The sequence below is a fragment of the Streptomyces sp. NPDC060049 genome (genome assembly GCF_042736715.1).
Classification (GTDB): Bacteria; Actinomycetota; Actinomycetes; order Streptomycetales; family Streptomycetaceae; genus Streptomyces.
Genome location: NZ_JBHWVV010000020.1, coordinates 133,336 through 146,074, shown reverse-complemented (window position 1 = coordinate 146,074; position 12,739 = coordinate 133,336). Strand labels below are relative to the sequence as shown.

At 72.8% G+C, this 12,739-nt stretch carries 11 protein-coding genes and 1 rRNA gene; 10 read left to right on the top strand and 2 right to left on the bottom strand.

What is annotated here, in order from left to right; translation table 11 throughout:
• Nucleotides 1-169 precede the first annotated feature (169 nt).
• A 5S ribosomal RNA gene (gene rrf, locus ACFWBY_RS30785) occupies nt 170-286 on the top strand.
• Between the two features lie 1,316 nt (nt 287-1,602).
• Nucleotides 1,603-2,547, top strand: a complete 945-nt coding sequence (locus ACFWBY_RS30780) for a hypothetical protein (RefSeq protein WP_385340605.1) — start codon at nt 1,603-1,605, stop codon at nt 2,545-2,547.
• 55 nt (nt 2,548-2,602) lie between these two features.
• Here ACFWBY_RS30780 and ACFWBY_RS30775 read toward each other — a convergent pair whose 3' ends face one another.
• Complete coding sequence (locus ACFWBY_RS30775; RefSeq protein ID WP_385340594.1) at nt 2,603-3,874, bottom strand: DUF1015 domain-containing protein; 1,272 nt, start codon at nt 3,872-3,874, stop codon at nt 2,603-2,605.
• 113 nt (nt 3,875-3,987) lie between these two features.
• On the opposite strand from ACFWBY_RS30775, the gene ACFWBY_RS30770 reads away from it, so the two are divergent.
• From ACFWBY_RS30770 to ACFWBY_RS30755, 4 genes are all read left to right on the top strand, one after another.
• The gene (locus ACFWBY_RS30770; protein WP_385340592.1) at nt 3,988-5,043 is read left to right on the top strand and encodes an HAD hydrolase-like protein; all 1,056 of its coding nucleotides are present in this window, start codon (nt 3,988-3,990) and stop codon (nt 5,041-5,043) included.
• A gap of 131 nt (nt 5,044-5,174) precedes the next feature.
• The gene (locus ACFWBY_RS30765; protein ID WP_385340591.1) at nt 5,175-6,221 is read left to right on the top strand and encodes a FecCD family ABC transporter permease; all 1,047 of its coding nucleotides are present in this window, start codon (nt 5,175-5,177) and stop codon (nt 6,219-6,221) included.
• Between the two features lie 71 nt (nt 6,222-6,292).
• Nucleotides 6,293-7,294 (top strand): FecCD family ABC transporter permease, encoded by a 1,002-nt coding sequence (locus ACFWBY_RS30760; RefSeq protein ID WP_385340603.1) that lies wholly within the window; start codon nt 6,293-6,295, stop codon nt 7,292-7,294.
• A gap of 38 nt (nt 7,295-7,332) precedes the next feature.
• Nucleotides 7,333-8,139: an ABC transporter ATP-binding protein gene (locus ACFWBY_RS30755; RefSeq protein ID WP_385340601.1), complete on the top strand. Its 807-nt coding sequence runs from the start codon at nt 7,333-7,335 to the stop codon at nt 8,137-8,139.
• Nucleotides 8,140-8,226: 87 nt separating this feature from the next.
• Here the strand turns inward: ACFWBY_RS30755 and ACFWBY_RS30750 are convergent, their stop codons facing one another.
• Nucleotides 8,227-8,574 carry an SCP2 sterol-binding domain-containing protein gene (locus ACFWBY_RS30750; RefSeq protein WP_385340589.1) on the bottom strand — a complete coding sequence of 116 codons (348 nt, stop codon included), beginning with the start codon at nt 8,572-8,574 and terminating at the stop codon, nt 8,227-8,229.
• 65 nt (nt 8,575-8,639) lie between these two features.
• Here ACFWBY_RS30750 and ACFWBY_RS30745 point away from each other — a divergent pair, with 65 nt between their 5' ends.
• From ACFWBY_RS30745 to recN, 4 genes are all read left to right on the top strand, one after another.
• Nucleotides 8,640-8,954 carry a hypothetical protein gene (locus ACFWBY_RS30745; RefSeq protein WP_385340587.1) on the top strand — a complete coding sequence of 105 codons (315 nt, stop codon included), beginning with the start codon at nt 8,640-8,642 and terminating at the stop codon, nt 8,952-8,954.
• A gap of 7 nt (nt 8,955-8,961) precedes the next feature.
• Nucleotides 8,962-9,777, top strand: a complete 816-nt coding sequence (locus tag ACFWBY_RS30740) for a TlyA family RNA methyltransferase (protein ID WP_385340585.1) — start codon at nt 8,962-8,964, stop codon at nt 9,775-9,777.
• A 113-nt stretch (nt 9,778-9,890) separates the two neighbouring features.
• A complete protein-coding gene (locus ACFWBY_RS30735; protein ID WP_385340584.1) occupies nt 9,891-10,781 on the top strand; it encodes an NAD kinase in 891 nt (296 codons plus the stop codon).
• Between the two features lie 127 nt (nt 10,782-10,908).
• Nucleotides 10,909-12,636 carry a DNA repair protein RecN gene (recN, locus tag ACFWBY_RS30730; protein ID WP_385340599.1) on the top strand — a complete coding sequence of 576 codons (1,728 nt, stop codon included), beginning with the start codon at nt 10,909-10,911 and terminating at the stop codon, nt 12,634-12,636.
• Nucleotides 12,637-12,739 lie beyond the last annotated feature (103 nt).

The following is a 12,739-nucleotide window of genomic DNA, read 5'->3' as shown; positions in this document are numbered from 1 at the left end:
CAGATGTGGAAGCCCGGTAACGGGTGGAGCTGACTGGTACTAATAGGCCGAGGGCTTGTCCTCAGTTGCTCGCGTCCACTGTGTTAGTTCTGAAGCAACGAACGGTTGCTGGTTTCTAGAGCTAGAACACAACTACAAAGTGTGCTTGTTCGCTCGAAACCGATAGGGTTTCGGTGGTCATAGCGTTAGGGAAACGCCCGGTTACATTTCGAACCCGGAAGCTAAGCCTTTCAGCGCCGATGGTACTGCAGGGGGGACCCTGTGGGAGAGTAGGACGCCGCCGAACAATCTTTCATGGGACCCCTGGTCCAGCGTTCAACGCTGGACCAGGGGTCTTTTTGTTTTTCACCTCTTTACGCCGAAGCGCGGCCATGGGTTGGTTGCGCGAGAATGACTAGCGGTACCCCGAAGACAGGAGTCACACCCATGTCCAACTCTCCCGACGAACGCCCGGAGCGCGAGCCTCGGCGCAACGACGGCGGTGACAGGGGCGGCTACCGCGGGGGCCGTGACGACCGTGGCGGCGACCGTCCGCCGTTCCGTCGCGATGACCGTGGTGACCGTCCGACCGGTGGCGGCGGCTTCCGCCGCGACGACCGTGGTGGCCGGCCCTCCGGTGGCGCCGGTGGCGGTGGCGGCTTCCGTGGTCGTGACGACCGTGGTGGCGACCGTCCGTCGTACCCGCGTCGTGATGACGACCGTGGTGGCCGTCCCGCCGGCGGCGGCGACCGCCCCTCCTTCCCGCGTCGTGACGACCGCGGTGGCGACCGCCCCTCCGGTGGTGGCTTCCGTCGCGATGACCGCGGCGACCGCCCGACCGGTGGTGGCTTCCGTGGGAACGACCGTGGCGACCGTCCCACCGGTGGTGGCTTCCGCGGCAACGACCGTGGCGACCGTCCCTCCTTCCCGCGTCGTGACGACCGTGGCGGGGACCGTCCGTCGTACCCGCGTCGTGATGACGACCGTGGTGGCCGTCCCACCGGTGGCGGCGACCGCCCCTCCTACCCGCGTCGTGACGACCGCGGTGGCGACCGTCCGCCGTTCCGTGGGAACGACCGTGGCGACCGCCCCACCGGTGGTGGCTTCCGCGGCAACGACCGCGGCGACCGCCCCTCCTTCCCGCGTCGTGACGACCGTGGCGGGGACCGTCCGAGCTACCCGCGTCGTGATGACGACCGCGGTGGCCGTCCCACCGGTGGTGGCTTCCGCGGCAACGACCGCGGCGACCGCCCCTCCTTCCCGCGCCGCGACGACCGCGGTGGCGACCGCCCGTCGTACCCGCGTCGTGATGACGACCGTGGTGGGTTCCGTGGTGGCCGCGACGACCGTGGTGGCGAGCGTCCCTCGTACCCGCGTCGTGACGACCGCGGTGGCGACCGTCCGAGCTTCCCGCGTCGTGATGACGAGCGGGGTGGGTTCCGTGGTGGCCGCGACGAGCGGGGTGGCGAGCGTCCCTCCTACCCCCGTCGTGACGACCGCGGTGGCGACCGCCCGTCGTACCCGCGCCGGGACGACCGTGGCGGCGACCGCGGTGGGTTCCGCGGCCGTGACGACCGTGGCGGCGACCGCGACTTCCGCTCGGACCGGGACCCGGTCAAGCGGCTGCCCATCGACGACGACGTCACCGGGTTCGAGATCGACTCCGATGTCCGGCAGGAGCTGCTGAGCCTGCCGAAGGGTCTGGCGGAGGAAGTCTCCAAGAACCTGGTCATGGTGGCCCGGCTGATCGACGAGGACCCGGAGCAGGCGTACGCGTACTCGCGCATCGCCCTGCGCCTGGCCTCCCGTGTCGCCGCCGTGCGCGAGGCCGCCGGCTTCGCCGCGTACGCCACGCAGAAGTACGCCGAGGCGATCGCGGAGTTCCGCGCCGCCAAGCGGATGACCGGTTCGGTCGAGCTGTGGCCCGTCATCGCCGACTGCGAGCGCGGCCTCGGCCGTCCGGAGCGGGCGCTGGCCATGGCCGGCGAGCCCGAGGTGCAGAAGCTGGACAAGGCCGGACAGGTCGAGATGCGGCTCGTCGCGGCCGGTGCCCGCCGGGACATGGACCAGCTCGACGCCGCCATCGTGACGCTGCAGAGCCCGGAGCTGGCCTCCAGCTCCGTGCAGCCCTGGACGGCGCGCCTGCGGTACGCCTACGCGGACGCCCTGCTGGCGGCCGGCCGTGAGGACGAGGCGCGCGAGTGGTTCGCCAAGACCCTCGAGGCCGATAAGGACGGGGCCACGGACGCCTCCGACCGGCTCGCCGAGCTGGACGGTGTCGAGTTCGTCGACGCCTCCGCCGAGGACGAGGACGAGGACGAGGGCCGAGCCGACGTCGACATCGACGACGAGGACGACCTCGATGAGGACGACGACGCGAACGACCCCGAGGTCGTGGCGGCCGAGCGCGCCTCCGACCAGGCCGAGTACTACGACGAGGACGACGACGAGTACGAGGGCGACGCGGAAGTCGACGCCACCGACGAGATCGTCGTCCTGGACGAGGACGAGGATGAGGACGAGGACGAGGACGGTCGCGACGACGACCGTTCCCGCGACAAGGCCTGAGTGAACTGAGAAAAGGGCGGTACCCCCACCGGGGTACCGCCCTTTTTTTGTTCCCTCAGCCCAGGCTGCGCAGCACCAGGCCGGTGGCCGGCTTCGGGCCGAAGGAGGTGGACTTGCGGGGCATCGTCACGCCCTGGCGGGCCAGCTCGCGCACGATGGCCTCCCGCACGGGATGCAGCAGGACGGCGGTGCCGCCGTTGCGCTCGGCCATCTCGACGGTGGCCTCGGTGTCGTGGATGTACGTGATCTGGTCGGGGGTGTCGGGGATGTCCCAGAGGGTGTCCAGCAGCGTCGCGTGCAGCACGGTGGCGTCCAGCCGGCGCCAGGCCTCCGGGCGGTCGTGGCGGACCGTGCGGTCGATGAGGGCCGGGTCGGGGTCGGTGACCAGGTGGAAGGTGCCGTCGCCGGCGAGGAGGAAGGCGTTGCCGCGCTCGGCGGCGTCGTCGAGCGCCTCCATGGCCAGCGGCAGGGGGCCCTCGACCACGCGGACCCGGAAGTGCCCTTCGAGGGAGGCCAGGGCCTCGGCGACGGGCAGACGGCGGAGCATCCGGTGGATGGCGCGGACCTGGAGCGGATAGCGGGCCGTGTCCACGAGGAGGACCAGGCCGAAGTCCCACGCCGTGGGGGAGCCGTGCTCCTCCTGGAGGCGCAGGTACGTCGCCCAGCGGTGGTGTCCGTCGGCGATCAGGGCCTGGCGGTGGCCCAGGTCGGCGCTGATCGCCTCCAGGTCGGCGGGGTCCGTGACGGCCCACAGCCGGTGCTGGAAGCCGTCCTCGGTGGTCGTGGCGAAGAGCGGAGCGCGCCGGGAGGTGCGCTCGACGACCGAGGTCGCGCCCGACGAGGGGTCGTCGCCGAGGTAGGTGAGGAGGAGCGGTTCGAGATTGGCCGAAGTGGCGCGCATCAGGCCGGCGCGGTCGGTGACCACATGGGGCATGACGTCCTCGTGGGGGAGGACGATGCCGGCGTCGGCGGTGGAGAGGGCGAGGGCGCCGATGATGCCGCGCTGGAGCAGTCCGCCCTTGCGCTGTTCGTAGACGTACAGCGCGGGCTCGGGGTCGGCGCTGAGGATGCCCTGGGAGAGCCAGTCGCGCAGGGTGTGCGCGGCCTGGCGGTTGCGCGCGTCGGGGGTGTCGGCCTGCGGCAGGATCAGGCGGACGATGTTGTGCGGGTCGGCGGACTCGAGGTGGTTGAGTCCGTCGGGGCGCACGACCACGTCGTACGGCGGCGAGGTGACGGCGGCCAGGCTGCCGACACGCTCGGGGACATAGCGCAGGCCATGGAACGGGATCAGGCGCAGTCCATGGTCCGCGGTGCCAGATGTGGTCATTGCTGAATCGTAAGACGCGTCTCGCCATGCGGGATGATCGGGGCAGTATGGAAACCGGACAAGATCGATGTCCCCCAGCTACCGCTGGGAGGGGCCCAGGAGGAGCGGACACCATGACCCGGCAGAGCAGGACCAGTCCCGCGGGCAGTGAGCGCAGTCTGCACCAGGCGTACGACACGGCTCTGCTGGACCTCGACGGGGTGGTGTACGCGGACGGGGAGGCCATCGCGCACGCCGTGGACTCGCTCGTGGCGGCCCGGGCCGGCGGCATGCGGCTCGCCTACGTCACGAACAACGCGCTGCGCCCTCCGGACGCGGTCGCGGAGCACCTGAGCGAGCTCGGGATCCCGACCGAGGCCGGCGAGGTGATCACCTCCGCGCAGGCGGTGGCGCGTCTCATCGCCGAACAGGTCGCGCCTGGGTCGAAGGTGCTGGTGATCGGCGGCGAGGGACTGCGGGTCGCGCTGCGCGAGCGCGGGCTGGTGCCGGTGGACTCGGCCGAGGAGGAGGGGCTCGCCGCGGTGGTCCAGGGCTACGGGGGGCCCGACCTGCCCTGGGGGCGGTTCGCGGAGGCCTCGTACGCGATCAACCGCGGGGTGCCGTGGTACGCCTCGAACACCGATCTGACGATTCCGGGGGCGCGGGGGATCGCGCCGGGCAACGGGGCCGCGGTGGAGGTCGTGCGGATCGCCACGGGCGCGGAGCCGCAGGTGGCGGGCAAGCCGCTGCCCCCGATGCACCGCGAGACGGTGCTGCGGACCGGCGCGAAGCGGCCGCTGGTGGTGGGGGACCGGCTGGACACCGACATCGAGGGCGCCTTCAACGGGCAGGTGGACTCGCTGCTCGTGCTGACGGGGGTGACGGACGGGGCGCAGCTGCTGCGGGCCGAGCCCAAGTACCGGCCGACGTACGTGGACCGGGACCTGCGCGGGATGCTGACCGGGCAGCCGGAGGTGGTGGCGGCCGGCGGCGGGGCCCGGTCGGGCTTCCGCTGCGGCGGCTGGACCGCGCTCGCACTGGACGGCGTACTGGAGCTGCGGGGCGAGGACGGCGGGTCGCACGACGCCATCGACGGCCTGCGGGCGCTGTGCGCGGCGGCTTGGACGTATGCCGGGGACGGGTCGTGCGGGCTGGACGCGGGGAAGGCGCTGGCCAGGCTGGGGCTTTAGGGGCTGCCGGTCCTGGTTGGGAGCGCGGGGCGCCGCCGGGGCGGGCCGGTCCGGGCTCGGGGACTCCCCTCGCGGGGGGTAGGGCCGCCCGGGGGGATTCGGGCAGATGCAGGCTAGGCTAACCTAACTTCGTGTTGGTCGAGAGTCCCCCCGAACAGAGCGCGGCGCCGGCCGCCGCCCCCCGCCCGCGCCACGGCGCGCGAGCCGCCGGTCTGCTGGCCGCCTTCGGTGTGCTGGCGCTGATCGCGGTGGCGAGCATCGCCGTCGGCGCCAAGCAGATGCCCCTCGAAGACGTCTGGCACGGCCTGTTCCACTACTCGGGGACGACCTCCGACGTCGTCGTGCGCGACCTGCGGGTCCCGCGGACCCTCCTCGGACTGCTCGTCGGCCTCGGCCTCGGCCTGTCCGGCGCCGTGATGCAGGCACTGACCCGCAACCCACTGGCGGAGCCGGGCATCCTCGGCGTCAACGCGGGGGCCGCGGCCGCCGTCGTATCGGCCATCAGCTTCTTCGGGGCCGACTCGCTGAGCGAGTTCGTGTGGTGGGCCTTCCTCGGCGCCGCCGTCGTCTCCGTCCTCGTCTACGTCCTCGGCGGCAGCCGCAGCGCCACACCGGTGCGCCTCGCGCTCGCCGGCACGGCCGCCAGCGCGGCCCTGATCGGCTACATCAACGCCGTGCAGCTGATGGACAGCAAGGCGCTGGACAAGCTCCGCTTCTGGACGGTGGGTTCGCTGGCCTCCGCCACCATGGAGACCGTCCAACAGGTGGCGCCCTTCCTGGTGGTCGGGGCCATGCTCGCCCTCGCGCTGGGTCGGCCGCTCAACGCCATGGCCATGGGCGACGACACCGCGCGGGCGCTCGGCGCGAACCTGACGCGGACCCGCGTCGGCGCGATGATCGCCATCACCCTGCTGTGCGGGGCCGCGACCGCCGCCTGCGGGCCGATCGTCTTCGTCGGCCTGATGATCCCGCACCTCGTACGGGTGTTCACCGGTCCGGACATGCGCTGGGTGCTCGCGTACTCGGCGGTGCTCTCGCCCGTGCTGCTGCTCGGCGCCGACGTCATCGGCCGGGTCGTCACCCGGCCCGCCGAACTCCAGGTCGGCATCGTCACCGCCCTCATCGGCGGACCCGTCTTCATCTACCTCGTCCGGCGCAAGAGGATGGCCCAGCTGTGACAGTGACCGACGCACCCCGCGAGGCGCGCACGGGCCGGGCCGGACCCCGGCCGCTGCACCTGCCCGGCGGGATGTCGCTGCGCGTGGAGCGGCGGGCGCTGGGCGTGGGGGCGCTCCTCCTGGCGCTCGCGCTGGCGATGGCCGTCCTGCTCATCGGCACCGGCGACTACGACATCGCCCCCTGGGACGTCGTACGGACCCTGCTGGGCAACGGCACGCCCGCACACGACTTCATCATCAACGACCTGAGGCTGCCCAGGGTCCTGGTCGCCCTGCTCGTCGGCGCGGCCCTCGGCATGGCCGGCGCGGTCTTCCAGTCCGTCTCGCGCAACCCGCTCGGCTCCCCGGACCTGCTGGGCTTCGGCTACGGCTCGTCGGTCGGCGCGCTCGTCGTCATCATCCTGTTCAACGGCGGCGCCGGCCAGGTGGCCGTCGGGGCCCTGCTGGGCGGTCTGGTGGCCGGTATCGCCGTCTACCTCCTCGCCTACAAGCAGGGCATCCACGGGTACCGGCTGGTGCTCGTGGGCATCGGCACCTCCGCGATGCTGATCGCCGTCATCCAGTACCTGCTGACGAAGGCACAGCTGGTCGAGGCCACCCGCGCGATGGTCTGGCTGACCGGCTCGCTGGCCGGCCGCGACTGGGCGCAGGTCTGGCCGCTGCTCGCCACCTGCGCGGTGCTGTTCCCGCTGGTGCTCGGGCAGAGCCGGGCCCTGCGGATGATCGAGATGGGCGACGACGCGGCCTGCGCGCTCGGGGTGCGGGTGGAGCGGACCCGGCTGCTCCTGATGGTGGCGGCGATCCTGCTGACGACCGCGGCGAGCGCCGCGGCCGGGCCGATCAGCTTCGTCGCGCTGGCCGCGCCGCAGCTGGCGCGCCGACTGACCCGGTCGCCCGGGGCCGGCCTGCTGACGGCCGCGCTGATGGGCGCCGTACTGCTGCTGGTGTCCGACTGGGCCTCACAGCGGGCCTTCGGCGCCGACCAGCTGCCGGTGGGCGTGGTGACGGGTCTGGTCGGCGGCGTCTACCTGTTGTGGCTGCTCGTCACCGAGCGCAAGGCGGGCCGCATATGAGGAACCAGAGGAGCATGAGCAACCAGAGGAGCAGGCAAGTGCAGCGGCTGACCGCGGAGAACGTGACCCTCGGATACGACCAGCGGGTCATCGCCGAGAACCTGTCGGTGGAGATCCCCGACAACTCCTTCACCGTGATCGTCGGCCCCAACGCCTGCGGCAAGTCCACCCTGCTGCGCGCCCTGTCGCGGATGCTGAAGCCTTCGCAGGGGCGGGTGCTGCTGGACGGGCATGCCATCGGGTCGATGCCGGCGAAGAAGGTCGCCAAGACGCTGGGCCTGCTGCCGCAGTCCTCGATCGCGCCCGACGGGATCACCGTCGCCGACCTCGTCTCGCGCGGGCGCTACCCGCACCAGGGGCTGCTGCGGCAGTGGTCGGGGGAGGACGAGCGGATCGTGAACGAGTCGATGGCCTCCACCGGGGTCGACGGGCTCGCCGACCGGGCCGTGGACGAGCTGTCGGGCGGGCAGCGCCAGCGCGTGTGGATCGCGATGGCCCTGGCCCAGCAGACTCCGCTGCTGCTGCTGGACGAGCCGACCACGTACCTCGACATCCAGCACCAGATCGACGTCCTGGACCTGTGCGCGGAGCTGCACGAGAACCAGGGCCGGACGCTGGTGGCCGTGCTGCACGATCTGAACCACGCCGCCCGCTACGCCACGCACCTGATCGCCATGCGGGAGGGGAAGGTCGTCGCCGAGGGGCCGCCGGCCGAGGTGGTCACGGCGGATCTGGTGGAGCGGGTGTTCGGGCTGCGGTGTCAGGTCATCGACGATCCGGAGACGGGGACGCCGCTGGTGATTCCGGCGGCCCGGCGAGCCCGTGTGGTGGCCTCAGTCGAGTAGGGGGCGCGGCGCCGTGTCCTGGGGCGCCACCCCCGACCCCGCGCCTCGAACGCCGGCGGGGCCGGGTTCGAGCAGGGCGGGGACCTCTTACAGCAGGCTCTTGAGGCGGAGGAGGTCGCGGAAGCCCGCCTCCAGGCGGATCCGGCCGGAGGCCCAGGCCCTGGCGAACTTCACTTCGCCCGCGACCAGGGCGACCAGGTCGTCGCCGGTCATGGCGAGCCGGATGTCGGCCTTGGCGGGCGGCGGACCGGGGACCACCGCGTCCACCCGGATCCGGCCCCCGTCGAGGCGGCCCGTGAACGTCCGGTCCAGGTCGGTGATGTGGCAGCTCAGCGAGCGGTCGAGCGCGGTCGCACCGCGCACGTCCGCCTCGGCCCGCGCCAGGTTGTCGGAGAGTCTGTCGAGTGCCGCACGGCACTCCTCGATCGTAGCCATCGTGATCACGACCGTACCGCAGAGCCGTACGTGGTCGCGGCGCACGACGGGGTAGCGTCGGGGGCATGACCGCCGAAGTGCCCGACGCGCCGAACGACCCGCCCGCGCAGGACGCCGCCGAAGCCGGACCGGCCGGGCCGGTCTACCCCGAGCCCCTGGACGAGGACGCCGGGCCCGCCGGACCGGCCGCCCTGGGCGTCGTACGGACCCCCACCGGCCACGCGGAGGTGGACGCGGGGCTGGAGCGCCTCGCGGACGCGGACCACCTCACGGCGCACGGGCACGTCGACGTGTACGAGGATGTGCACAGGGGGCTGCGCTCCGCGCTGACCGCGCTGGACGCGCCCACCGGCCCCCGTAGTGACGAAAACAGGAGCTGAACCGAACGTGGCAGGAGTGGCACGCCGCCGCCTGGACGCCGAACTGGTACGCCGCAGCATGGCCCGCTCGCGCGAGCACGCCGCGCAGCTGATCGCCGCCGGCCGGGTCACGGTGGGCGGCAATACGGCGACCAAGGCGGCCACCCAGGTCGAGACCAGCGCGGCCCTCGTCGTCCTCAAGGACGACAGCGACCCCGACTACGTCTCCCGCGGCGGCCACAAGCTGGCGGGCGCGCTCGCGGCCTTCCAGCCGCAGGGGCTGCTCGTCGAGGGCCGCCGGGCGCTGGACGCGGGTGCGTCGACCGGCGGTTTCACGGACGTGCTGCTGCGCGCGGGCGTCGCCCACGTGATGGCCGTCGACGTCGGTTACGGGCAGCTCGCCTGGTCGCTGCAGAGTGACGACCGGGTCACCGTCAAGGACCGTACGAACGTGCGCGAGCTGACCGTCGAGCAGCTCGACGGGGTTCCCGTCGACCTGGTCGTCGGCGATCTGTCCTTCATCTCGATCGGCCTGGTGCTGCCGGCACTCGTACGCTGCTGCGCGCCGGGCGCGGACCTGGTGCTGATGGTCAAGCCGCAGTTCGAGGTGGGCAAGGACCGTCTCGGCAGCGGCGGCGTGGTGCGCAGTACGGAGCTGCGGGCCGAGGCCGTACGGGACGTCGCGGCGCAGGCGTGGAAGCTCGGCCTCGGCGTGGTCGGGGTGACCGCCAGCCCGCTCCCCGGTCCGTCGGGCAACGTCGAGTATTTTCTGTGGCTGCGGGCGGGGGCACCGGCACTCGACCCGGCGGATGTTGACCGTGCAGTGGCGGAGGGGCCGCAGTGACCAGTTTTTCGCGGGATACGGCACAGTCGGGGGATACGGCACAGTCGGGGGATCCAGCGCAGTCGGGGGATCCGGCACAGGCCGGGGATCCGGCGCAGTCGGGACAGTCCGGGGTGCGGACCGTCTTCCTGCTCGCGCACACCGGGCGGCCGGCGGCCATCCGCAGTGCCGAGCTGGTCGTGCAGGGGCTGCTGCGCAGCGGACTGGGCGTACGGGTGCTGCGGCAGGAGGCGGTGGACCTGCCGCTGCCTCCCGAGGTGGAGCTGGTGGCCGAGTGCACGCCGGCCGTGCTCGACGGGTGCGAGCTGCTGATCGTCCTGGGCGGTGACGGGACCCTGCTGCGCGGCGCGGAGTTCGCGCGCGGCTCGGGAGTGCCGATGCTCGGCGTCAACCTGGGCCGGGTGGGGTTCCTCGCGGAGGCCGAGCGGGACGACCTGGACAAGGTCGTGGCCCGGGTCGTGACGCGGGACTACGAGGTCGAGGAGCGGATGACCCTCGACGTGATCGTGCGGACCAACGGGGACGTGCTGCACCGGGACTGGGCGCTGAACGAGGCGGCCGTCCAGAAGGTGTCCCCGGAGCGGATGCTGGAGGTGGTCCTGGAGATCGACGGGCGCCCGGTGTCCGGCTTCGGCTGTGACGGAATCGTCTGCGCGACGCCGACGGGCTCGACGGCCTATGCCTTCTCGGCCGGCGGGCCGGTGGTCTGGCCGGAGGTGGAGGCGCTCTTGATGGTGCCGATCAGCGCGCACGCCCTGTTCGCGAAGCCGCTGGTGACCTCGCCGAACTCGGTCCTCGCCGTGGAGGTGCAGACCGGGACCCCGCACGGGGTGCTGTGGTGCGACGGCCGGCGGACGCTGGAACTGCCGGCCGGCGCCCGGGTGGAGGTCCGGCGGGGGACGGTGCCGGTGCGGCTCGCGCGGCTGCACCACGCGTCTTTCACGGACCGGCTCGTCGCGAAGTTCGCGCTGCCGGTGTCGGGGTGGCGCGGGGCGCCGCACTAGCGCCTTGTCCGGTGGGCCGGCCGCGGCCCCTGTGTACGTAAATAGCATGATTGTTCGATTGGCTCCCGGCGGGTGACGTCACATGGCACCGGTGAAACCTCGGTATCGTCGTCCCGTGCTTGAGGAGATGCGGATACGGTCGCTCGGGGTCATCGACGACGCGGTGGTCGAGCTGTCGCCCGGTTTCACCGCGGTGACCGGCGAGACCGGCGCGGGCAAGACGATGGTCGTCACCAGCCTCGGGCTGCTGCTGGGCGGGCGCGCCGACCCGGCGCTCGTACGGATCGGTGCCAAGGCGGCGGTCGTCGAGGGCCGCATCGTCATGCGCCGGGACGCCCCCGCCGCGCTGCGCGCCGAGGAAGCCGGCGCCGAGCTCGACGACGGCGCCCTGCTCATCAGCCGGACCGTCTCCGCCGAGGGCCGCTCGCGCGCCCACGTCGGCGGCCGCTCCGTGCCCGTCGGGCTGCTCGCCGAACTCGCCGAGGACCTCGTCGCCGTCCACGGCCAGACCGACCAGCAGGGCCTGCTCCGGCCGGCCCGGCAGCGCCAGGCACTCGACCGGTACGCGGGCGACGCGGTCGCCGTCCCGCTGGAGAAGTACGCCGCCGCCCACCGGAGGCTGCGCGCGGTCTCCGCGGAGCTGGAGGAGATCACCACCCGGGCCAGGGAACGCGCCCAGGAGGCCGATCTGCTGCGTTTCGGCCTCGACGAGATCGCCGCCGTGGAGCCTGTCGCCGGCGAGGACGCCGAGCTGGCGGCGGAGGCCGAGCGCCTGGGCCACGCCGAATCCCTGGCCTCGGCGGCGCAGGTCGCGCACGCCGCCCTCGCCGGCAACGTGGAGGACCCCGAGGGCGTCGACGCCGGCGCGCTCGTCGCCGGGGCGCACCGGGCGCTGGAATCCGTACGCTCCCACGACCCGGCGCTCGGCGCGCTCGCCGAGCGGATCGGGGAGCTGGGCATCCTGCTCGGGGACGTCGCCGGGGAGCTGGCCGGTTACGCCGACGACCTGGACGCCGACCCGCTGCGGCTGGCGGCCGTCGAGGAGCGGCGGGCGGCGCTGACCCAGCTGACGCGCAAGTACGGCTCCGCGGACAACACGGTCGACTCCGTACTGGAGTGGGCCGAGCGGGGCTCCGTACGGCTGCTGGAACTGGACGGCGACGACGAGCGGATCGACGAGCTGACCGCCGAGCGGGACGGGCTGCGGACGGAACTCTCCGTGCTGGCCCAGGCGTTGACCGACGCGCGGGGCGAGGCGGCGACCCGTTTCGCCTCGGCGGTCACCGAGGAGCTGGCCTCGCTGGCGATGCCGCACGCGCGGGTCACCATCGACATCCGCCAGACCGAGGACCCCGACGGGGTCGAGGTCGGCGGGCGGCTCGTCGCCTACGGGCCCTCGGGCACCGACGAGGTAGAACTGCTGCTGGCCCCGCACCCCGGGGCCCAGCCGAGGCCGATCTCCAAGGGCGCGTCGGGCGGTGAGCTGTCCCGGGTGATGCTGGCCGTCGAGGTCGTCTTCGCCGGCTCGGACCCGGTGCCGACGTACCTCTTCGACGAAGTCGACGCGGGTGTCGGCGGCAAGGCCGCCATCGAGGTCGGGCGGCGGCTCGCCAAGCTGGCCAAGTCGGCGCAGGTCGTCGTCGTCACCCACCTGCCGCAGGTCGCGGCCTTCGCCGACCGGCAACTGCTGGTCGAGAAGACCAACGACGGATCCGTGACGCGCAGCGGCGTCACCGTCCTGGAGGGCGAGGACCGGATCCGCGAGCTGTCGCGGATGCTGGCCGGCCATGAGGACTCGGTGTCGGCGCGGGCCCACGCGGAGGAACTGCTCGCGGCGGCGCAGGGCTCGGCGTAGCCGTCAGGCTGACGCCCGCTAGCCCGTGTGGGTGAGGATCGGGGGTGCGGAGCGGTTTCTCTCACGGCATCCGCACCCGTATGGTCCCGGAACGCGCGTGCGG